Origin of the sequence: Gimesia panareensis (genome assembly GCF_007748155.1) — a bacterium.
In the GTDB taxonomy this organism is placed as follows: domain Bacteria; phylum Planctomycetota; class Planctomycetia; order Planctomycetales; family Planctomycetaceae; genus Gimesia; species Gimesia panareensis.
In genome coordinates this window covers 1,881,404-1,902,230 of sequence record NZ_CP037421.1, presented here as the reverse complement: position 1 = coordinate 1,902,230, position 20,827 = coordinate 1,881,404, and the positions used below count along the sequence as shown (strand labels likewise).

Genomic DNA, 20,827 nt, shown 5'->3' with positions numbered 1-20,827 from the left:
AGCGACACTTTTACTGCTTTACTTTTCCGGCTTCCGAATCCAGTGATCGTGAAACTTGATACCAGCCGTCCACTCCACAGCCGGCATGTGGCATTCGATACAGTCTCCCTGCGGTTGAATCGGACAGATCCTGGACTGCGACTCCCGGTGACAGGACTGGCACTGCTTCTTGTACAACTCACGGTCATGCGATGTCGCGTCATGTGGATCATGACAATTCGCACAGGACAGCTGGCCGTCTGACTTCAGGTAGCAGGCGCTCTTCTTCAAGCCATAGGGCTGGAACCGTACCAGTTCATGTGGCTGCTCCTGCCCTGTCATATCACTGGCATCGCGATGACACTCCGCACAGGCCGCGATATATTCTTCTGCATCGCGATAATTGATCAATGGTTGAATCTCGTTGCCCCTCCCCTGCTTCGCCAGCACAACATGCTTCTGACGCGGCCCGTGGCAGCGTTCGCATCCCACATTCGGTACGAAGAATTCAGATCGTAACGGCGCTCCTGGTGGCGGCCCGACCGTCATATGACAACCCAGGCAGGCCAGCACATCAGCGGTGTTCATCGGACGTCCGAAACACTCGATACTGTTGCGGTTATAGACATCATACGGCTCATGGTCCGGGGTCAGCCCCAGGCCATTCCGGTTGGCCAGCCAGGACCAGCGGAGTTCCACACCCTGGCGGCGGCGTTCCTCAACCGCGATCGCTGTCTGCGCATGCGTCCCTGAGCCCAGCAACCAGGTGACTGTCAGCGCAGGCATCGTGGGATGATTCTCATCTTTGACCAGAAATTTCCCCTGCTCCAGCTGAAAAGACCAGTTCTGCTGACGACGGGAATCCTGATACGAACCAGCCTGGGCCAGTCGTTCCGCCAGCGAACTCTCTTCCATCCGGATCGCAGTATGCGAATGCCCCGAACGCTGATGCGCCTCAAATTCTTTCCGATGACAGTCCGCACACGCCTGATCGCCGGCAAAGTTGGCTGCAATAAACCGCTTCCAGGTCTCTGCGGGAGAAGAGGAATCAGACGGACGGTTACTCTGCGGCCCGGTGTTTCCGCTGGTTGCCTCATCTCCGGACTGCCCACTGTCCAAACAGCCCGGGAACAGCATCAGCATCACCAGCAGACAGACCGGTCTCCAATGGAACAGAAACGGGCAGACGTCCGCCTGCCACTCACTGCCGATGCAGGTTAGCCTGGCAGCGGTGCTTCTTTGAGTTTCCACTCTTTTCCTTCACGCTGCAGCTTCCAGGTCATTTTCGTTTCGGACTTTTCACCGGTTTTCTTTTTGGCGGCACTGTCATCACCCTGTGATGAAACGATGCCCCCGATCACCTTGACCGGAACCGTGGCTTCATCGCCGCTGATTTCAGCTGTCCCATCGACCACGAATGCATACCTGGAATAATCTTCCCGGTTCTCGGGTGCTGCTCCGGAGACAAAGGCCGCCTGAAACATGGCTGCATCACCGCTGGCATCACCCAGCCCCACAACGTTGGCATACACTTCATCTTCAACTGTGGGCTGCGAGGCACCATCTCCACTTCCACAACCAGCCAGTACCAGGACCAACAGACCTAAAATCCAGTTTTTCATGATTGACTCTCTTCTTCAGTTCTTTCTGGAAAAAAACAAGAACGCCACAGGCAGCGACTGCCTGCAGCGTTTCTCGTGAAGCTCACATTACTTAAAATTCACCAATCGTTTCACCATTGCGAATCGTGTTCAAGGGATGCCAGACCCCATTCTTATCCACATTGTCGCTGACAAAGCGGACTGAGCCATCTGCCATCAGAACCTGGACACCTCCGGTATGGTAGCTGCGGGCAGCAGCATAGACATCCGGCGTGGTACGATTTTCTGTACAATTCAGGTAAGGATTTGTCGTACCTGTAATGCTTTCATCACAGGCAGCCAGGATATCAGCGACGCGGGCATTGGGAGTATTGTATGCAGAAAAAATAGTGGCCCCCATCGCAGGTGACATCCAGACCCCACGAATATCCGTTTTCTCAGACGAGCCGTAGCCATCCGCACTGACGACTTCACTGATCGCCACGGTATTGCTCATCCCGTCTGTATAGTCACTGTCAGTCATGCCTTTATCGTGCTGAAACAGGTCCCCCGAACCGCCATGGTCTTTGGCGACTTTATCCTGCGTCGTGAAGTAGCATCCAAAAGCCCCTTTGGTGCTGCGGCTTTCCCAGGAAAGTATATTCCCGCTACCCCAACTGACGGCATAACTGTTTCCCTTCGCCAGTGATTCCAGACCATAAGAGCCATCCGAGAACTGAGATTTATCTCGGGGACTTGAGGGACAGTGGTTAAATTTCGGTAAGGGATATCGTCCAATGTGTGCGGGAGCTAGATATTCACAGTGATCCCAGGGATTGGTGGTCGCATCTGAGCCATCATTCTCTGCACAGGTTGTCACCTGATCCCACAAAGCAGGCTGTTCCATATAAGGCAGTAACATCACCAGCCAGTGAAATCCAAATTCATTATTATTATTAAACTGCCAGCCCCCCGTTTGCCAGCGATGTCCGGATTCATCATAGCAGACATACCCCGGAGGAAACGCACCGTAGGTATCCAGGTGATTATGCAGCGCCAGGCCATACTGCTTCAGGTTATTTTTACACTGGGACCGCCGGGCCGCTTCACGTGCCTGCTGGACTGCAGGCAGTAACAGAGCAATCAGGATAGCAATGATGGCAATCACCACCAGCAGCTCAATTAAGGTAAAACCGCGACGACAGTGCGGACTCGCCTGTTTCTGCGATTGATACAATTGCATGGAAATTCTCTCCTTTTTGAATACAAAAACAAATTCAAAATATGACAAAAAACGGAATACACAGAACGCTGATATCAGATCCAGGTCTCATCTCAGACTCTGTGCAGATCAAATTCGAACGATCTATTGACAGGGCATTAAATATTTTTACACACGCGAATAGAGATTCGGATTCGAGCCTCAACAGCAGGAACCGTCTAAAAACCCCCATCCCGCCAGACCTGCAGACAGCCAAAATGCTGCTGTTGCAGTGAGGTCATCAGCTTCTGCCCAGACTGCCCGTAGCGATTCGCATTAAGTGCCATCGCCTGATGAGCATGTTCTCGTGCTTTCGCTGTCTGTTGCGTATCTTCGTAAAATTGCGCAAGAAGAAAGTGCTGGTCTGCCGTGGGAGCCAGTGACAACGCCGATAAATACGCAGCTTCTGCTGCTTCATAGTTCCCTCTCTTTCGTTCAGCAAATGCAATCCCTTTCCAGGAGGCCACGATGCCTGCCTGCTGCTGTTCGGAAACCGGTAATTTTTTCCAGGCCTGTAATGCCCGGCGATATGCCTGTTGACTGTCTTCCCAGTCATGCTGCTGCTGATAAATATTGCCCAGTAACTGACTGGTCAACGGGCTGGCAGTCGACTGTTCATACCAGGGTTGCAGCAGATCCGTCGCTGCCGAATCTTCCCCCAGAATGGCCAGTAGCCGGGCACGATGGTAGGTCGACTCTTCATTGTGCGCAGCCTGCTGATTCATGACTGCCAGACTCTGCTTGATCCCGAAACAGTCGTGATCCAGATCGCGGGCCACATCACCGGCAGGCTGTCCACCAATTTTGCCCCAGGGCGAAAGAATACAGACTTCCCGTACCAGCTGACGGGCATCTCCCAGTCGACCGCTCCCCAGGTATTCATCCACCTGCGTGACCATCTCATCCACGCGGGACTGAATATAAAGCACCGGGACAAGCAATGCCGTCAGGCAGACCGTAATCCAGACCAGTTTCCCGGGGTGCACCGTTCCCTGAAGGATTTCCGTTCGAAACAACATTCCCGCGATCAGCAACAGAGACAGGTTCAGCCAGAACGCCAGCACGGGACGCAATAGAAATGACTCCCAGGCATCATAGCCGCTGAGTGTGCCACTGGTCTGGCTGCTGCTGAAAACGAACGCCAGAATGCAGACGGCCCCGACCAGAGCCACCAGATTCACAACCTTATACAGACCCAGGCTGTGGTGCTTCAATCCCCCCTGGATCCACTCTGAGACCACAATCGCCAGGGGCAGCATGCAGAGAAAATTGACAATAATAATGTCGGCCCGTGCGTAAGGCAGACTCAGGCCACCTGCATTGCGAATGCTCTGTACCCACCAGCCGGCCAGGCTGGCAATGAACAGTCCCGCTACAAGCGGCACAGTTCTGTCGGGAACGGAGTTGAATTTGACCAGGTCCGAGGTGGAATTTGTTTTCTGATTCTGTGACTCAATTTGACGTGGATTCATGCGGTTACTGCCCTCCGTGATTTCCAGATCAGGCCATCGTACGCGTAATGCAGAAATGCCATGATCAGATTTGCGGTCAGCCAGAGTTCCATCAGATGGGTTTCCATCAGCCAGGCTCCCATCCCCAGAATGACAATGAATACGGCCAGAATAATTCCCCAGCGAGGCATGAGTCGTTTAAACAGTTCGGTTGTCGATTGACCAGACTTCCCCGTCCGATCGACGGCCCAGCTGACAATCGCCAGATATTCAATCGAGTGAAACAGGGCCGACGCCGTCGTCAGCACCAGCAGCAGCATCGGATTCCGGGCCACCACGGCCCCCAGCATGGAGAGGTAAAGCGTCATCACACTGGTGAAATACAGGCACCGCCCGACCGTCTCGGCCCGCAACTGCCAGAATTCCCGCAGCATCATTCCGACCGGGATCGTCGCAAACAGAGAATCCAGGAGACTCCAACCGGGAGTGGCGCTCCCCCACGAAGCCCAACTCGCGATCCGCAGGGTCACATACAGCAGAAAGGTCCGCATCAGCCACTTGTCGATCCGTGCCCGTCGAGGAGAAATCCCGCCGGTCTTCCGTCCATAAATACTGTAAATCCCGTGATGCTGAGCGGCAAAATGCCAGGCGTTCCAGATGTAGTCGATCGTCAACAGACAGGTCAGGGCGCCGGTAGAAATTTTGACAGCCAGCGGAATGGTCAGCAGACACACCGTGATCAGAATATACTTGGTTTTATTGGCCTGCAGGCGGTCCCGGTCCAGAAACAGCAATGCGGGGGTAATCCAGCGATGCGGCGTGGTGATGAAGTACACCTGCCAGAAACTGATCCCACTCTGGATCTCCAGCCCGCCCAGCCACTGCCAGAGCACCAGTAACGGCCAGCCCAGATTCACCAGAAACAGCAGGTCAAATTTGAGATCGACCAGCCAGGCGGAACGCAATGATTCACGGAATCGGCCCGTCACGGTTTCCGGCTGATCGGAGACCGTCTCTGGCAAGTAAGTCGATGAAGTAATTTGTGACATAATGAAGTTACACCAAAGCCATTTCAGTGCACCGAAACAGTTTTGTGATTGAGGAGAAAGCCACTCTCAGTGAACTCGACCGAAAGCAACTTTCAGGGGATTTCGCGATCTGAAACGAAGGAATACCCGCATCAGACATGACAGGCATCTTAGAGCTGATTTATTAAGAATCTGTGAGTAAACGAAGAAATAACCTTGACGGAAATTCCTGAAAAAAAAGCCCCAACCAGTGAGGCATGATTCAAGCAAATAATTTTTCAGATTAATGTTTCGTGAAATCGAGATGTAACATTCAATAAGAAAACAGACTTTTCAGAGCGCATCTGCGTACAGGAAAAGCGCGAGAATCAGCGCAGCAACACACAGATCCGACCGTTTTCAAAGCGGAATTCCAGATCAACGCCTGCAGAATCAGCCGGGAGAGAAACCAGCAGTCAGAAATCAGCCGGCAGGCTGTTCCGGATTAAACCCCTTAATATTGCGCCCGTGGGGTTTCACGGCAGAATTGTCATCGCTCACCCGGAAAAAGGCAGACGTGCTTTTCCCGGAAGCCAGCTCTTTGACGCGAATGCACCAGACCCCCGCCTTGTCATTGGGCGCGATCTGAATCTGAAAATCCTGTTTCCCGTCTACCAGTGCCCGGTAACCGGAAAATTCTGCCACACGCCCTTCGGCATCCTCGATCGAAACTTCGACCGGAATCACCGCAGACACCGGCTGCCCCTGTGGATCGATGACTTTGAGGGAAATCGTGCCGCTTTCTCCACGTTTCAGTTTTTCCGGCGCCTGCACCGTTACACCGGAAATCGGTTGGTCTGACGAGAGATAAATCCCGCCTGAACCGGGTGCCAGTTGAATCACAGCCGTCTGCTTTGCCCCAGCCTGTTTCGTCGAGACAGGCTGATGCCGCACCAGGTCATACAGGTAACCTGCGGACCGATTCAGCGATAAGGTTGTCGCAGCGGGCACTCCATTCTCCATCACGCGCCCATGCTGGCCTACATAATCACCAAATTCGCGGCGATCGTTCACCACAAACAGATAGTCCGCTTGACTCCCCCGCCGGCAGTAGGGAATGACATCCGGGTTTGAGGAATCCAGATACCGTTCGTATTTGCCAGCCAGTGCCTGACGCAGTTGCAGCGCTTTTTCCTGCAGTTCCTGTTTGTCCTGGTCCGCTTTGCCAGTCCGCCTGTAAGAAACAATCACCAGATCCGGCTTGACTCCCGGCGCCACATGCTCATCGGCAACCACGATGCCTCCCCGTTTCTGAAACGCCTGGATCGCTTTCAAAATCGATTCGGTCACCACATCGCAGTCCATCATGAACAGAACCTTGTATTGATCCAGCCCGTTCTGCTGAATCGATTCGTCAAAGATGACGTCCGTCTGCAGACCCGCCCACTGCAGCATCTGGTGGGCATCTCCCAGCCAGTAACCATTCCAGCCATAAGTTCCCCGCCGGGCGAAGACCTGCGCTGCAAAGCTCTCGTAGTAAGCAATGTCATTCCGGGAACCAGGCATCTGCTTCAGCGCCGGTCCCAAAGGCTGCACCACGTCATGAATCAATCGCGTCAGTTCGTACTGCGTCTGGGGATTGGTATAGCGGTACCCGCTCGTCGACTCGGTCGGCACCAGAGACTGCCAGCCATGATACATGATCCCTTTGATCGGACGGGATATCTTGGCCCAGAAAGCCTCCCGTAACTGCATGGGGGCAATCGTAATAAACGGGGCATCCGGCTGCTCGCGTTCCCAACTCGCCAGGGGAGGTGTATCCTTGTCAGACTTCTTCGCCTGCGGTGCGGTCTGCGAACGATACCAGATGATCTGCGTCATCTTCATCACATCCTGGTGTTTGCGGGAACCGCGGGCCATGGCGAACAGTTCATCCAATACCACATTGATTCGGATCGGATCCGGATACGTATAGGTCCAGTGGGAAAGATAATCGACGTTGCCCCCTGAACCAAATACACTCGCCACCCGCATGGCCGGATCGTACCACGTCCAGATCTGCTTGTCGGTCGAATTCAATCCCCGCTCCAGATCACTGTTCAGATCATTCCAGCCGTCGCCCGTCTTCCAGTGCCATTTGTAATAGACGTACAACGGATGGTCGTCTTTGATGATTCTGTCAGAGGGGAAGTCCTTCAGTTTTTTGTAGTCCACGCCCCGCGGCGGCCCCGCTTCAGCGGGAATGTCAATGCCGGCAAACTTGCGGAACGCTTCCCGGTCATGTTCGTGAAAGCAGGGACGCGAATGACCGCGGACTTCGGTATGCAGCAGCGCTGAATCAAAAGCCGGATAGTCACCATAGGTCTGGGCCACCGATACGCCCACGTTATAGCAGAACTCTTTGATCTGCGGAAACAGTGGGCAGATATCCTCACGACTTGCATGATGCGAACCATCCCGGTCCACACGCTGTAACGTTTCCTGGCTCCGCAACCAGGCTCCCGGTGAGAGACCGGCATAAAATGAAATTCCATTCGCCAGTCCCCGATCCAGTCCTTCCCGCATGACCTGCACCTGTTCTTCTTCATCGGCCAGGGTCGGCTTGCCCGCTTTCCAGATCTTGGAATAGTTCGCCCGGAAGCCCGTCGCGTGCGTAAAACCGATCTCTTTCAGCCGATCAATCTCGTTGATGTTGGCCCCCCACATCACCACAGGAAACCGATCCGGCAAAGGTCGCGCCACAATCTGAATCGGAAAGGATGCTTCGGCGGTCGTGCCTGACTTCTCCCCGGTATTCAGTACTGCTTTCAATTCATATTTGTCGGGACGTAGAGCCGTATTCAAAGGGAAAGAAACCGTGTGCGGCTCACCCGGCGCCAGGTTTTTCAACGTCGAGGTCCCCTGCACCAGTCCGTTGAGAGACCAGGTGACCGTCGCTTCTGGTAACGGCGTACGCTGCAGATTGGTGACTTCGAAATCGAGTGTCCGATTCGGCTCCATGCGTACAAAACAGGACCGTTGTGAGATCCGTTCAAAACGTACGGGGCGAAATTCCAGTTCTCCCTCACTGATCCGCACCTGATCGATCAGACCGGGAAAGCCGCCATAATTGCTTCCGTTGCGGTCTCCGATCGTCAGAAATCGGGAGCCGGCTGCAATCGCCCCCACATTACTGACCGTCTTCTCTCCCCAGGGGATGCCGTTAATCAGAAAGCGCCCACGCCCCGCGCCGTTATACAGAAAGGCCACGTGATACCAGGTCTCGGGCTCCAGTTGCAGCGGATCTGAAAACCAGGTCTCAGACGTATTGCCAAACCCCAGCATTGCCTTCAACGTCCGCGAGCCAGTCCGGCCCGCTCGGGTAAACAGCAACTGGTAATCCGTGTCGCTCACATATTTTTTATCCAGCAGAAAAGCCGATACCGCTTTCTCGATATCTTTCTCCGGCTTGATCCACATCTCCAGGGTGAACGCACCGCGGGGCGAGAGATGCGGCGCATCTTTCACCAGCGCCCAGTGCCGTTTGTCGATCACCGGAAAACCGGGAAAGGAACGCATGGCGGCCCCGAAACGTCCCTGTGGTTCGATCACGGCTCCATCGAACGTTGCGTCCTGCTTGTACTCCGAAAGATCCGCGCCCGGTGTTTTGCCATCAAAGGTCCATAATCCCAGCACATGCTTGCCGGTTGCATTCTCTTTTGTGTACTGAGACTGCCACGGCTCCTGCAGGTCGCTTTTCACTGGTTCTGCTGCACGTGCTGTGAAAGCAGAACTGAGAATGACCAGTCCGAGCCCGAATGCAATAAATGATTTCAACATGAAAATCTACCTGCAGTATTTCTAAATTGCGAATTTATGAACTTTTTAAAGTTATTTCTGTTTGAATTTTATCAAGTCCATTTCCAGCTGAAAACTCACTGTGGTCAGACACTTGTCTACGCCCTGTCTGCTCTGTCCCCCGTTTGTTTACACCATCCAATCCTGCTATGATCGCGATCGATCGACTTCGTGATCACTGCGCTCTCCGTTTTTTATTCCTGTCTTACTGAGTCATACTCTGCTCATGTCTGATTTCACCCCCGGTCATCCCGCTGTCTCTCCCCCGTTGATTGTGATGACCGATCTGGACGGCACCCTGCTGGACCACAACACCTATTCTTATGCTCCTGCGATCCCCGTCATGGATCGCCTGCGAACATCCGGAATTCCACTGATCTTGAATACCAGTAAGACGGCGGCAGAGCTGTTGGCCCTGCGCAAGTCGCTCAATAATACCGATCCTTATGTTGTGGAAAATGGCTCTGCGCTCTATCTGCCGAGTGGCTTTCTCTCTTCGCAGCCTGCCCAAAATTCAGGAGATCAGGTGCATGTTTTAGGGGCAGTCCGCTCAGAAATCCTGTCTCTGATTCAAAAATTCCGCGCGGAGGAAAAATTCCTGTTTACCGGATTTGCAGATATGGAAGTCGCTGAAGTCATTGCATATACGGGGTTATCGGAAACCGAAGCCAAGCTCGCGATGACCCGGGAATTCTCCGAACCCCTGATTTGGCAGGACTCGGCACATCAATTGCGTAAGTTTGAAGCACTGATTGCCAATCATGGTCTGCGGCTGCTGCGTGGCGGCCGGTTTGTGCATGTGATTGGTGCGTGTGACAAAGGTAAATGTCTGCAATGGTTTCGCAACTGGTTCGCAGATTCCGACCTGCCCGTGCCCCGTTTTGTGGCGCTGGGCGACAGTCAGAATGATGTGGCCATGTTAAACGCAGCAGACATCGCAGTCATTGTGCGCTCTTCCCATCATGAACCTCCTGATCTTGAAAAGCAGTCTGCGGTCATAATCACAGAGGAAACCGGTCCGCAAGGCTGGACCGATGCATTGACCCGAATACTGGATGACGAACGAATCTGATCATCCCGTGTTGTGGCGCTCAAACATTGATGAGGGAGATCTGGTATGGGAGACTTCTACCAAAACGGAATCATTACGACCCTGCATAATCTCTCGTCCCGGTCACTGGCCGAGATGGAAGCCGAACTGCTGCAGTTCTCAGAAATTCGCCCCATGAGTCTGGTACTGCCCTGCCTCTACAGCGAGCTGGAAGGGCCGGCCCTCGATAAAATCGTCACCGAACTGGCACAGGTCAGTTACCTGAAAGAAATCGTCATCGGCCTCGACCGGGCCGACGAAAGCCAATACAAACACGCGATTCGCTTCTTCAGCCGCCTGCCGCAAAAACATCGCATCCTCTGGAACGACGGTCCCCGCCTGCAGGAAGTCAACAGTCTGTTACAAAGTCAGGGACTGGCCCCCAACGAGCTGGGGAAAGGCTGTAATGTCTGGTTCTGTCTCGGCTATGTGCTGGCCCAGGGAACCGCATCCTCCGTCGCCCTGCACGACTGTGACATTCTGACCTACGATCGCAGTATGCTCGCACGGCTGATTTATCCGGTGGCCAATCCCAGTTTCAACTATCAGTTCTGTAAAGGCTATTACGCCCGCGTGGCAGAAAACAAAATGAATGGTCGTGTCACCCGTTTGCTGGTGACTCCCTTGCTCCGTGCCTTAAAGAAAATCCTCGGCTCCCTGGATTACCTCGAATATCTGGACAGTTACCGCTATCCGCTGGCAGGAGAGTTTTCATTCCGCACCGATGTCATCAACGACATTCGCATTCCCAGCGACTGGGGACTCGAGATCGGTGTGCTCTCGGAAGTCAAACGCAATTACTCGACCAACCGTCTGTGCCAGGTCGACATTGCCGATCGATACGATCACAAACATCAGAAGCTCTCCGTCGACGATGCCCAGGCCGGCCTCTCGAAAATGTCGATCGATATCTCCAAAGGGATCTTTCGCAAACTCGCCACCAATGGCGTGGTCTTTTCGACAGAAACATTCCGCTCTATCAAAGCGACTTATTACCGGATCGCGCTGGACTTCATCGAGACCTATCGTAACGACGCCATCATTAACGGACTGGCGCTGGATGTCCATAACGAGGAAAAAGCCGTTGAACTGTTTGCTGAAAATGTGCTAAAAGCAGGCATTCACTTCCTGGACAATCCCATGGAAACACCGTTTATCCCCAGCTGGAACCGCGTCCAGAGCGCGGTCCCCGATATCTTTGCCCGCCTGTGTACCGCCGTTGAAGATGACTACCGGGAGTATCTCTGAAACTATGACTGAACCTGTCGAGCACACCGCGATCAGTGAATACCGTTTCATGGTCGAAAACCATCTCAAGGTCATTTACCCTGACCTGGATCATGCAGCATTCGCCCAGGATTTAATTGACATCATGTGCCCGGACGGGCAATGCCAGACACCGGAAACGCATCAGAACCACTGGGACCAGAAGAATGTCGTCATGATCACCTATGGTGACAGCCTGCTCAGGGAAGGCGAGCATCCCCTGGAAACATTGCTGCATTTCTCGGAAGAATATCTCAGCAACACTATTAATGGCATCCATATTCTCCCCTTCTTCCCCTACAGCTCGGATGATGGCTTTTCCGTGATCGACTATCACGAGGTCAATCACCAACTGGGAGACTGGGACGACGTCAATGCCATCGCCGACAAATTCCAGCTGATGTCCGACCTGGTCATCAACCATTGCTCCAGTCAGAGCGAATGGTTTGAGCAGTTCAAACGGGGAGAATTCCCCGGAACAGACTTCTTTTTCTGCGCCAGTCCGGACGATGATCTCTCCGAAGTGGTCCGCCCCCGCACGAATGAACTGCTGCAACGAATCGACACACCACAGGAGCCGCGCTACGTCTGGTGCACCTTCAGCCATGACCAGATCGACCTGAATTTTGCAGAGCCTCTGCTGCTGAAAGAAGTCGTCAAAATCGTCAGGCTGTACCTGGACCATGGCGTACAGATTTTCCGTCTGGACGCGGTCGCTTTCATCTGGAAGGTCCCGGGAACCAGCTGCCTGAGCCTGCCGGAAACTCATGAAATCGTCCGACTGCTCAGAACCCTGATCCAGTTTGTCGCTCCGCAGGCGATGATCCTCACTGAAACCAACATTCCCAATCGCGAAAACCTGGCTTACTTCGGCAACTCGAACGAAGCCCATGCGATCTATAATTTCTCACTGCCGCCTCTGCTGGTCAATGCGCTGCTTTGCGGAAGTTGCCAGCATCTGAAAACCTGGATGATGAGCATGCCCCCGGCATTGCACGGCACGACTTATCTCAACTTCATCGCCTCCCATGACGGCATTGGTCTCCGGCCGGCAGAAGGTCTGATGGACGAAGACGAAATCAGCCAGATGGTCGCGATGATGGAACAGTTCGGCGGTCGCATTTCGATGCGGTCTCTCGCCGGGGGTGGCATGCGGCCTTACGAAATTAATATCTCCCTGTTTGATGCTATGCAAGGCACACTTGAGGGGGAAGACGAGTGGCAAATCCCCCGCTTTCTCTGCGCCCATGCCATCATGATCGCCCTGGAAGGCATCCCCGCGATTTATATCCACAGTTTTCTGGGAACGCACAACGATCAGGAAGCTGTGGAACGGACCGGTCATAATCGCTCGATCAACCGGCATCGCTGGGACTATGAGCAACTACAGGCAGTCCTCGCTGACGATGAGTTCTCGCATGCACACGTTTTCAAAGGACTCTGCCATCTGCTCCAGGTCCGCAGACGTCAACCTGCCTTCCACCCCAACGCCACTCAGTTCACGCTGCACCTGGGAGATGCCGTATTTGCCTTCTGGCGTCAAAGCATGGACCGCCAGCAGAGTATCTTTGCGTTGAACAATGTTTCGAACGAGCAGCAGATCGTCCCCCTGTCAGAAATCAATCTGATCGGCACCGATTCCTGGATCGACTTAATCAGCGGAGAAATCTACTCCGACCTCAGAGCAGACCTGGTGCTTGAGCCGTACCAGGTAGTCTGGTTGACCAACCTCTTCGATCGCGAGTAACCCAGTCTGATTGGGAGACAGCGACGACCTAGGACGTTGCGGGAGCGGCCACCTGGTTCTGAAAACAGAGCTCGTAACCATCGGGGTCTTTGAGAAACAGCTGGTTCATTCCATAGAAGGCGACTTGCGGCGGTTCCAGGTCCAGCCCCTTCCCAAGCAGCTCGTCATACATCGCCTGCGCGTCATCACACAGAAAAAAGAAGCCCACCCCCTTGCAGCGTTCCTCTACCGTTCCGTCTTCATCAGGGCAGGCCTGTTGCAGCATCAGTGCTGCACTGCCCCTCTCGAGTCGACACCAGGAGAGTTTCCCTTCCGGTTCCCACTTGAGTGTCAGCTCAAATCCCAGCAGGTCCTGATAAAAGGCAACCGAGTGAGTGACATCATCCACAAACAGCAGTGGAACCAGTTCCTGAATAGCAGTGGGACGTGACGACATCAGTTTTGCTCCTTGACAGTACGGTGACAGCTCAGGATTCCTCGTCGCGATGAACGGTTTCCGGCGAGAACGCGGGCGTGCAGACCGCGATATACTCGGCCCCCTCCGGATCAGGTGTACTATATCGAACCCACTCCCCCGGCTCCAGCACAATCGCCTGACCCGCTTTGACTTCGCAGATTCCTTCGCGCGTTTCGACCTGCAGCGTCCCTTTCAGAACCACCGACATTTCGCGAAAGTCAGGTGTCTGCGCCGGTTCCACCCAGCCCCCCGGAGAAACCATGCGGGCGATGCTGATCGATTCGTCTCCGGTATTCACCCGCCCTGCGAACTCTTCAATCTGCTTGGGTTTATTGCCGGCTGCTTTCACAATCACGGGTTGTTCAATAAATTGAGGCATCCTGTTCCTTTCTGATCTTTATCGGGTTTGCAGCGATGATTCTCCGGTCAGGTACTAGGAATGTCGGTCTTGAATTTTTATCATGAAGCCGAAACATTCCAGCACATCCGTTTCCAGTTTCATCCGGGAGTAAAAGACATGATAGCAAGTCTCCTCGTACCTGTCCTGTTATCTGCCGTTGCGCTGTTCTTTGCCAGCTTCCTGTCCTGGATGGTCTTTCAGCTCCATCGGGCCGACTGGATTAAAATAGAACAGGAGGACGAGTTCCTTGATGCGTTAAGAGACCTGGGCCTTCCCCAAGGCAGCTACATGTTTCCCGGCTGTAAAACCCCGGATGAGATGAAAAGCGAAACGTATCAGCAGAAATGGGAACAGGGCCCCCGCGGAATCATCACCCTGTTTGACAAAGTCAATATGGGAAAAAACCTGGGACTGACATTCCTCTACTTCCTCGTCATCAGTTTTGCTCTGGCCTGCCTCTCAACGCTGGCACTCGCACCAGGCACAGAATTCGTTGCGGTCTTTCGTTTCTTTGCCTTTGCCGCGTTACTCACGTTTCTGTCTGCCATCGTGCAGCATGCCATCTGGTTTCATAACCGGATCACTGGACATATTATCGAATCGATTCTATACGCAGTGATTGTCGGTCTGATTTTTGGATTCTTCTGGCCGGCTGCATAACAAATCAAACTGAATTATTGATAGAATTTCATCATCTATAAGGATACACCATGACTGATTCACTCCCCCTCGCTGGCCAGAAATTTCTGCTGTTCGTGGGAGCGGACTACGAAGATCTTGAACTCTGGTACCCCAAGCTCCGCCTCGAAGAAGCAGGCGCGGAAACCATCATGGCGGGCCTGGAAGCAAATCAGACCTACCTGGGCAAACATGGATACCCGGCTGTTTCTGAAGCCACCATCGACAGCATTCAGTCCAGCGATTACCAGGGCGTAATCTGTGCCGGCGGGTGGATGCCTGACAAACTCCGCCGCTATGACAAAGTCCTTTCGCTACTCCAGGAATTCCATGCCAGCGAAAAACTTATCGCCGCCATCTGTCACGGCGGCTGGATGCCCATCTCGGCCGGCATCTATCAGGGAGTCAAAGTCACCGGCTCACCCGGGATCAAGGACGATCTGGTCAACGCCGGGGCCATCTGGGAAGACGCACCGGTTGTCGTCGACCGGCATTTTGTCTGCAGTCGCCGACCGGGCGACCTGCCCGATTTTTGCAGAGGCATCCTGGAAGTCTTACTGTAAACGGGGACTGTCAGCAGGATCTGCCCCCTTACTTAAAGACAGCTGCCGCCAGTCGTTTGACATCAGGATTGCCTGACATCTTCAGCTGCTGCTGAACGGCCTCATCAACCAGTTCCGCAGTCAGCTGTTTTTTCTCCAGTGCCTGCAGCAGTGCCAGTGCCCGGGCATCGGTGCGGATCAATGCTTCGACAGCCAGCTTTCGATTGCGTTGTGTCAACTTTGGCAATGCAGCGATGAGATCCTGTGTGGCTTGCGGAGACTCAATGTCGCCCAGTCCACTGACAGCCCCCATCTGTAGTTCGGCCTGCTTCGCATCCATCAGATAGCGTTTCAACTGCTCCTGGCACTTCTCGTAGTCGAGCATCGCCACCATCCGCAGTGCATCGTAGCGGGTTCCCGATTTGATCTTGGGGTCATCGGCCATTTTAACCGCAGCATACAGCGACTGTTTCCAGCGAACCTCCAGGGGAGGAGTGGCTTTCAGGATGTTTTCAATTCTGGTGCGGGGCCAGTCGCCCGCGATCGTGATTCCATTGATGATGCCACCGCCAATGACCACCGCCTGCCAGCGTTCTAATGACTCTCCAAAGCCCGGCAATGTCGCAGCCAGCAACCTTTGAAGTTCTGTATCCTGGTTCCGTTTCCCGGCAGCAATCGCCTGTCTCCAGATCTCCGGAATATTGCGATATTCGTCAGGCGTCCCCACTTTCACATCTGCGACCAGTGATTTGATTTTGGCCACCGGATCGACGCCTGCCGGCGCGTTCTGCTCTGCACCCGGACTGGCGGGAACCGCCTGATGCTGATCGCTGGTGGCAGTACTGGCCAGCGAGACTTCCGAGAGAAACAGCCAGCGGCCTGCACTCTGAAAATCGACACGCACGAACCGTGCCCGCTGCTCGGGGAATTTGATTTCGATCATGCGACGATCAATTTCATATAGGCCCAGCCCATCCGGGTGATTATCGAACTCCGAGAACTGCATGGGATTTCCAAACTCTTTCCCGTTATTACTGAACGAAAGCCGCACTGCCCGGGGAGCATGAATCGAACCCGGTTCGTGATTCACGCCGTACACGATCCGCAATGACTGTAACGGCAGCTTTTTCCCCAGATCCAATTCGATCCGTGGCTGAGGATGCTCGCCGGCAAAGCGGAAACCGACCCACTGACCGTCGTTGAATCGAGGAGACCCGTTCATGCGGTCTACCAGTTTCGGTTTCTGCCGATCGTCCGGATAGTTCGCATCGGGCGTGACCACTCCCGCGTATTTGTATTTCACGGGAGCACTGTGTTCCTGCAGATACACCAGCAGATCCGCCATCGCTGCAGGTGGAATTTCCCGCTCCAGTCCTTCGGGCATCAGCGATTTACCGGAATTAATCAGCTCTTCAATTTGAGCTCTGAGGATGGTCTGCACTTTTCCCTGCTGTGCCTTGAGCGTAATACTGTTGCTCTGCTCTGAAACCAGAATCCCCGTATTGAGCTTCCCATCCTCGGTCACCGCCAGGTAGGAAGCGTAGCGGCCGTCGACGGCTTTGTTCGGATCCAGGATTGATGTCAGCAGAAATGACTTCGACTGATCCGTCAGAGCTGCCAGATCCGGACCGACAATATGTCCTTTGCCATCCAGACGATGACAGTTGGCACACTGTTTTTCGAAGACCTGCCGCCCCCGTTCCAGGTTGCCCTGCTTCAAGTCAATTGACTGATACTGTTTCAACACCTGTGCCCGGCTGGCACTGCTGGCGGCAGAAAACAGTTTCTGAGCGTGTTGTTTAATTTTGGCATTCTTATGTTCGAGCAGTCGCTGCTGATTCGTGAGATCGATCTGGGAGGGTTGAACCTGCTTCTGCTCCACCTGTTTGAGGAGCGCTACCGTCGTCGATTCCCGCAGCAGCAGCTGATTCAGGACTTCTTCCTGCAATGCGGGAGTGAACTGCTTCCAGTTTTCGAACACCAGCGCCAGGGCCTCCGGGTTCTGGGTAGCGATCAGATTCCGCAGCGCCGCAATCTGCAGCTTCAACGGACTCTGGGGGGAGAGCAAATCTGAAACAAAATCCAGGTCAGCCTGATTCTGTTTGAGACTGAGCACGAATTCCAGTGCCGCCACCCGCTCATCCGCTGGCTGATCTTCGTCAGCTACCAGCTTCCGCGCCCGCTCACTCAAACCGGCGAGCTGCTTTTGAAATCCATCTGACTTCTCCAGTTGCCCTACCTGAGATGTATGCAGGAGCTGCGCCAGCAGGTTCCATTCCCAGGACTGTACCTGCTGACTCCCGGCAGCATACTTTGTCAGCTGGACAGCGATCTCTTTCAAAACCGCAGGCTGCTTCGTGGCGATCGCCATTCCTGTCAGTGCATTTAAGACGGGTAACACCCTGGGATTCACTGCGACCTGAGGCAGCAACGCGGCAATCGCGGACGGCAATCGGTCTGGCTCAAAGCTCGTCAGCACTGCAGAACGAATATAAATGCTGTCTGCATGCTGCTGCATTAATTTCAATAGCGCATCCGTGGCTTTCTCACCTTTCAAATCCCCCAAGGAGTATGCCAGTTGCAAAATGACGGCTTCGTCTTTTTCCTGTTGCGCCCGTGTCAGCACCGCCTGTGCCAATTCAGGCGATTCATTCAGAAACGGCTCAGCCAGACGAATTGCTTCCCGGCGGACTCCCGGATGCGCATCACTGATACGCGGCAGCAACAGATCGGCATAGAGTGCCTGCAGTGCATCCAGCGTACACAGGGCCTGCAGACGTGAGGCAGGAAATTCGGCCTCGGCTGCGATCTGTTTCAAAACAGGGACGGCACTCTGATCTTCGCGCAGGCGCAGCTCCTGTTGCACCATGTCGCGTAGAGTTCCGTTTGTGCTTTTCATCAGAGCGGCCAGTTCCGGAGTACCAGACTGTTTCAGATTCGGAATCGGCTGGCGCTTTTGCCCTTTGCGTGTCACGCGATAGATACGCCCGCGAGTTTCTCCTGCGCGGACATTCAGTTTCTGGACCGACTCCGGAGACAGAAATTTGGGATGCTCAATCAGGTAACGGTACATATCCACGATCAGCAGCGAACCATCGGGGGCTGTCCGCGCCTGAACGGGACGAAACCAGTTATCGGTCGAAGTCAGAAATTCACGATCCTGTTCCTCTTTCGCTCGGTAGCCGGCAAAAGTCACCCCCTCAGGCTTGAGCACCCTGCGGTGTACCAGTTGATTGACCGGTTCACAGACAAAGGCGTTTTCATAAAAAGGCTTGCCCAGAGCGACATCCCGATAGAGCCCCAGGCCACAGGCAGACGTCGGTCGGCCACGCTGACCACTCAAATGGAACTGCACCAGTTCCCCCACGGGGTACAACTGGCTGGCATCATCACCACGGGGAACGGCCACTTCAGCCGGAGGTGAGACCACGTACGGGTTCTTGCGGTAGTACGATTCATCCACCGGATAATGCACACACAGGCTCCCGTTGCGACAGCCAAACCAGTCGCCCCAGTCATCGCGTACGCGCCCCTGCTGGGTCCGCCCACTGACCGGCTCCAGTTCTCCCGTCTCGGGATGAAAACGGAAATCGCGGTTCGTCACATTGACGGTCTGACCGTTAAACGACTTGATGATCCCGCCAAACAGCCCTCCCGATGCATACACCCAGTTATCCAGACCGGGTGTCAGGCTGTTGACCCGGGCCTGATAATTATGAGTGGCAAAACCAGTCAACACTTTACGGTTAATGTCGGCTTTACCGTCGCCATCTGTGTCTTCCGCATAAATCACATCGGGGGCGGTACAGACCAGAACGCCCTGTTTCCAGACCATCAGCCCGGTGGGAAACGGCAGATCTTTCAGAAACACAGTCGCTTTGTCATAGGTCCCGTCCTGGTCCAGGTCTTCCAGAAATTTGACGACTCCTCCCGGCTGTAGATTGCCATCCATACCCTGTGGATAGTCCCGCATTTCCACGACCCACAGCTTACCATCCGGTCCGAACGCAACCGCCACCGGATCCACCACCAGCGGCTCGGCTGCGATCACGTCGACTTGCAGATCGTCAGCAAAATTCATCCGGGAAATCGACTCTTCCGGAGTCAGCGGTCGCTTTCCCCCCGTCTTGCTGACATCTTCCGTTGGTTGATAGGACGCCGGGATCTGTGCCTCCACGGTTTTGAGAATCTTCTGCTCCAACCCCGGTGCAAAAGGCCCGGGCTTGTCATACCAGACCATGGCATTCCGCCCTTCATAGCCCCCTTCTTTGAGCACACGCTCGGAAGGAATGTAACAGGGCACATCATTCGCATACGACGAAACCCAGACCTTCTCACCATACTTCCCCTTGATCGCCAGAGAATAATCGACGACGACTTCCCCACCAAGAAACACCATCGCCAGGTCATCGCCAAAGATCCAGGATTTCACGGGATAATCAATCTTTTCGGTCAGCGGCTTCCCCTGCTCCAGGCGTTTCAGATTCTTCTGTGCATGATAGCCCGTGATCCCCGGTTTCTCCGCAAGCGTCTTCCACTCTTCTTTTGTGGGTAAGGTCGCTAACGGCAGCGTCACTTCATCGCTGTGTGTCATCAGACTGCCGGTAAGGGGTGTCAGGCCCGTCTTCAGACGTTGTTTGACTCCATCAGCAATCCCCTGTCCATTCACCCGGGCCGCTCCCTGATCGTCTCCGCGTACTTTGGGATTCTGATCCGCGCCACAACCAATGGCGACCAGTGCCATGCAGCCCGGAAAATCGGCTTCGATCCCTTCGACCGCACACCCGGCCCAGTCCCCCGACATAAATGGGACGGGCCCCAGGGTCGTACAATGACAGGCATAGCTCACCAGGATCGCCCGACGTTTTCCTTCTGGACTTTTCACCAACAGGATCGGAACATCATGGTCGGTGGGCCCGGTAATCTGCCTGCGGTTCTTCGCAAAAGTAGCGGTTCCGATCCCCCATGCCAGATGTGACGGCTGCATATCCTGAATGGCCTGTTCTGCCACCTGGGTCATTTTCTCAGTCAGTTCCTGAGTGTAGCGGGCAATAATCGCCTGTTCTTCAGCCGTCAGATCCTTCGTAAATAGATTGGGCAGCACATCGGTCAGCATCGGAGCCGAATGTGTATGAGTCGAACAGACCACCAGACCAGACGGCGTCATTTCGTATTTTGCTTTCAGATTCGCGACAACCTGTTTCGTCACGGAAGCCGGGACGCCGCAGTTATCGACAGTCATCAGCACGCGAGGTTTTCCCTGCCGATCCTGAACGGCAATCGCCCGGGCCCAGAGATGCTGTTCGACCTGACCGATCAGCTTGGATCCGCGTGCCGCATAACCGCTCAGGGGAACCGGATCATCGGGAGTGATATCGACTTTCGCAATTCCCACCGAATAGGTTTGCGGTTTTTCAGCGTGACAAACGGCAAAAGAAATACTGAAGACCACTGCAGTCATTAATAAACGAAAGGCGTGCATGGGCTCTGATCCTGTTGTTGAAAACGGCCAGGAATCGAAGCGCGTGAATT

At 54.2% G+C, this 20,827-nt stretch carries 14 protein-coding genes; 5 read left to right on the top strand and 9 right to left on the bottom strand.

Going from position 1 to position 20,827, the window contains the following annotated elements; all coding sequences use genetic code 11:
- Positions 1 to 18 precede the first annotated feature (18 nt).
- The 6 genes from Enr10x_RS07195 to Enr10x_RS07170 form a co-directional block, all read right to left on the bottom strand.
- A complete protein-coding gene (locus Enr10x_RS07195; RefSeq protein ID WP_197997502.1) occupies positions 19 to 1,230 on the bottom strand; it encodes a cytochrome c3 family protein in 1,212 nt (403 codons plus the stop codon).
- On the bottom strand, positions 1,197 to 1,601 hold the full coding sequence (locus tag Enr10x_RS07190; RefSeq protein ID WP_145448562.1) for a hypothetical protein: 405 nt from the start codon (positions 1,599 to 1,601) through the stop codon (positions 1,197 to 1,199). The genes Enr10x_RS07195 and Enr10x_RS07190 overlap by 34 nt, the downstream gene beginning before the upstream one ends.
- 91 nt (positions 1,602 to 1,692) lie before the next feature.
- Positions 1,693 to 2,802: a DUF1559 domain-containing protein gene (locus Enr10x_RS07185; protein ID WP_145448561.1), complete on the bottom strand. Its 1,110-nt coding sequence runs from the start codon at positions 2,800 to 2,802 to the stop codon at positions 1,693 to 1,695.
- Positions 2,803 to 2,999: 197 nt separating this feature from the next.
- Entirely contained in the window at positions 3,000 to 4,292 is a 1,293-nt protein-coding gene (locus Enr10x_RS07180; protein WP_145448560.1) for a tetratricopeptide repeat protein, read from the bottom strand.
- Positions 4,289 to 5,320, bottom strand: a complete 1,032-nt coding sequence (locus Enr10x_RS07175) for a hypothetical protein (protein ID WP_145448559.1) — start codon at positions 5,318 to 5,320, stop codon at positions 4,289 to 4,291. Before Enr10x_RS07175 ends, Enr10x_RS07180 begins: the two co-directional genes overlap by 4 nt.
- A 441-nt stretch (positions 5,321 to 5,761) precedes the next feature.
- Complete coding sequence (locus Enr10x_RS07170; RefSeq protein WP_145448558.1) at positions 5,762 to 9,097, bottom strand: LamG-like jellyroll fold domain-containing protein; 3,336 nt, start codon at positions 9,095 to 9,097, stop codon at positions 5,762 to 5,764.
- 244 nt (positions 9,098 to 9,341) lie between these two features.
- Here Enr10x_RS07170 and Enr10x_RS07165 point away from each other — a divergent pair, with 244 nt between their 5' ends.
- The 3 genes from Enr10x_RS07165 to Enr10x_RS07155 are packed head-to-tail and all read left to right on the top strand — an operon-like array spanning position 9,342 to position 13,218.
- Entirely contained in the window at positions 9,342 to 10,187 is an 846-nt protein-coding gene (locus Enr10x_RS07165; protein WP_145448557.1) for an HAD-IIB family hydrolase, read from the top strand.
- A gap of 45 nt (positions 10,188 to 10,232) precedes the next feature.
- Positions 10,233 to 11,453: a glycosyltransferase family protein gene (locus Enr10x_RS07160; protein WP_145448556.1), complete on the top strand. Its 1,221-nt coding sequence runs from the start codon at positions 10,233 to 10,235 to the stop codon at positions 11,451 to 11,453.
- A gap of 4 nt (positions 11,454 to 11,457) precedes the next feature.
- Entirely contained in the window at positions 11,458 to 13,218 is a 1,761-nt protein-coding gene (locus Enr10x_RS07155) for a sugar phosphorylase (protein ID WP_145448555.1), read from the top strand.
- A 28-nt stretch (positions 13,219 to 13,246) separates the two neighbouring features.
- Here Enr10x_RS07155 and Enr10x_RS07150 read toward each other — a convergent pair whose 3' ends face one another.
- Both Enr10x_RS07150 and Enr10x_RS07145 read right to left on the bottom strand, forming a co-directional pair.
- A complete protein-coding gene (locus tag Enr10x_RS07150; protein ID WP_145448554.1) occupies positions 13,247 to 13,654 on the bottom strand; it encodes a VOC family protein in 408 nt (135 codons plus the stop codon).
- A 31-nt stretch (positions 13,655 to 13,685) separates the two neighbouring features.
- Positions 13,686 to 14,054: a cupin domain-containing protein gene (locus Enr10x_RS07145; RefSeq protein WP_145448553.1), complete on the bottom strand. Its 369-nt coding sequence runs from the start codon at positions 14,052 to 14,054 to the stop codon at positions 13,686 to 13,688.
- 138 nt (positions 14,055 to 14,192) lie between these two features.
- On the opposite strand from Enr10x_RS07145, the gene Enr10x_RS07140 reads away from it, so the two are divergent.
- Both Enr10x_RS07140 and Enr10x_RS07135 read left to right on the top strand, forming a co-directional pair.
- The gene (locus tag Enr10x_RS07140) at positions 14,193 to 14,735 is read left to right on the top strand and encodes a hypothetical protein (protein ID WP_145448552.1); all 543 of its coding nucleotides are present in this window, start codon (positions 14,193 to 14,195) and stop codon (positions 14,733 to 14,735) included.
- A gap of 50 nt (positions 14,736 to 14,785) precedes the next feature.
- A complete protein-coding gene (locus tag Enr10x_RS07135) occupies positions 14,786 to 15,316 on the top strand; it encodes a type 1 glutamine amidotransferase domain-containing protein (RefSeq protein ID WP_145448551.1) in 531 nt (176 codons plus the stop codon).
- Positions 15,317 to 15,344: 28 nt separating this feature from the next.
- Here the strand turns inward: Enr10x_RS07135 and Enr10x_RS07130 are convergent, their stop codons facing one another.
- Positions 15,345 to 20,777, bottom strand: a complete 5,433-nt coding sequence (locus tag Enr10x_RS07130) for a neutral/alkaline non-lysosomal ceramidase N-terminal domain-containing protein (RefSeq protein ID WP_145448550.1) — start codon at positions 20,775 to 20,777, stop codon at positions 15,345 to 15,347.
- Positions 20,778 to 20,827 lie beyond the last annotated feature (50 nt).

Excerpts from the sequence above, each read along its gene's own strand:
- Enr10x_RS07190 (WP_145448562.1), bottom strand. The coding sequence starts at position 1,601 with ATGAAAAACTGGATTTTAGGTCTGTTGGTCCTGGTACTGGCTGGTTGT.
- Enr10x_RS07185 (WP_145448561.1), bottom strand. The coding sequence starts at position 2,802 with ATGCAATTGTATCAATCGCAGAAACAGGCGAGTCCGCACTGTCGTCGC.
- Enr10x_RS07180 (WP_145448560.1), bottom strand. The coding sequence starts at position 4,292 with ATGAATCCACGTCAAATTGAGTCACAGAATCAGAAAACAAATTCCACC.
- Enr10x_RS07175 (WP_145448559.1), bottom strand. The coding sequence starts at position 5,320 with ATGTCACAAATTACTTCATCGACTTACTTGCCAGAGACGGTCTCCGAT.
- Enr10x_RS07170 (WP_145448558.1), bottom strand. The coding sequence starts at position 9,097 with ATGTTGAAATCATTTATTGCATTCGGGCTCGGACTGGTCATTCTCAGT.
- Enr10x_RS07165 (WP_145448557.1), top strand. The coding sequence starts at position 9,342 with ATGTCTGATTTCACCCCCGGTCATCCCGCTGTCTCTCCCCCGTTGATT.
- Enr10x_RS07160 (WP_145448556.1), top strand. The coding sequence starts at position 10,233 with ATGGGAGACTTCTACCAAAACGGAATCATTACGACCCTGCATAATCTC.
- Enr10x_RS07155 (WP_145448555.1), top strand. The coding sequence starts at position 11,458 with ATGACTGAACCTGTCGAGCACACCGCGATCAGTGAATACCGTTTCATG.
- Enr10x_RS07150 (WP_145448554.1), bottom strand. The coding sequence starts at position 13,654 with ATGTCGTCACGTCCCACTGCTATTCAGGAACTGGTTCCACTGCTGTTT.
- Enr10x_RS07145 (WP_145448553.1), bottom strand. The coding sequence starts at position 14,054 with ATGCCTCAATTTATTGAACAACCCGTGATTGTGAAAGCAGCCGGCAAT.
- Enr10x_RS07140 (WP_145448552.1), top strand. The coding sequence starts at position 14,193 with ATGATAGCAAGTCTCCTCGTACCTGTCCTGTTATCTGCCGTTGCGCTG.
- Enr10x_RS07135 (WP_145448551.1), top strand. The coding sequence starts at position 14,786 with ATGACTGATTCACTCCCCCTCGCTGGCCAGAAATTTCTGCTGTTCGTG.
- Enr10x_RS07130 (WP_145448550.1), bottom strand. The coding sequence starts at position 20,777 with ATGCACGCCTTTCGTTTATTAATGACTGCAGTGGTCTTCAGTATTTCT.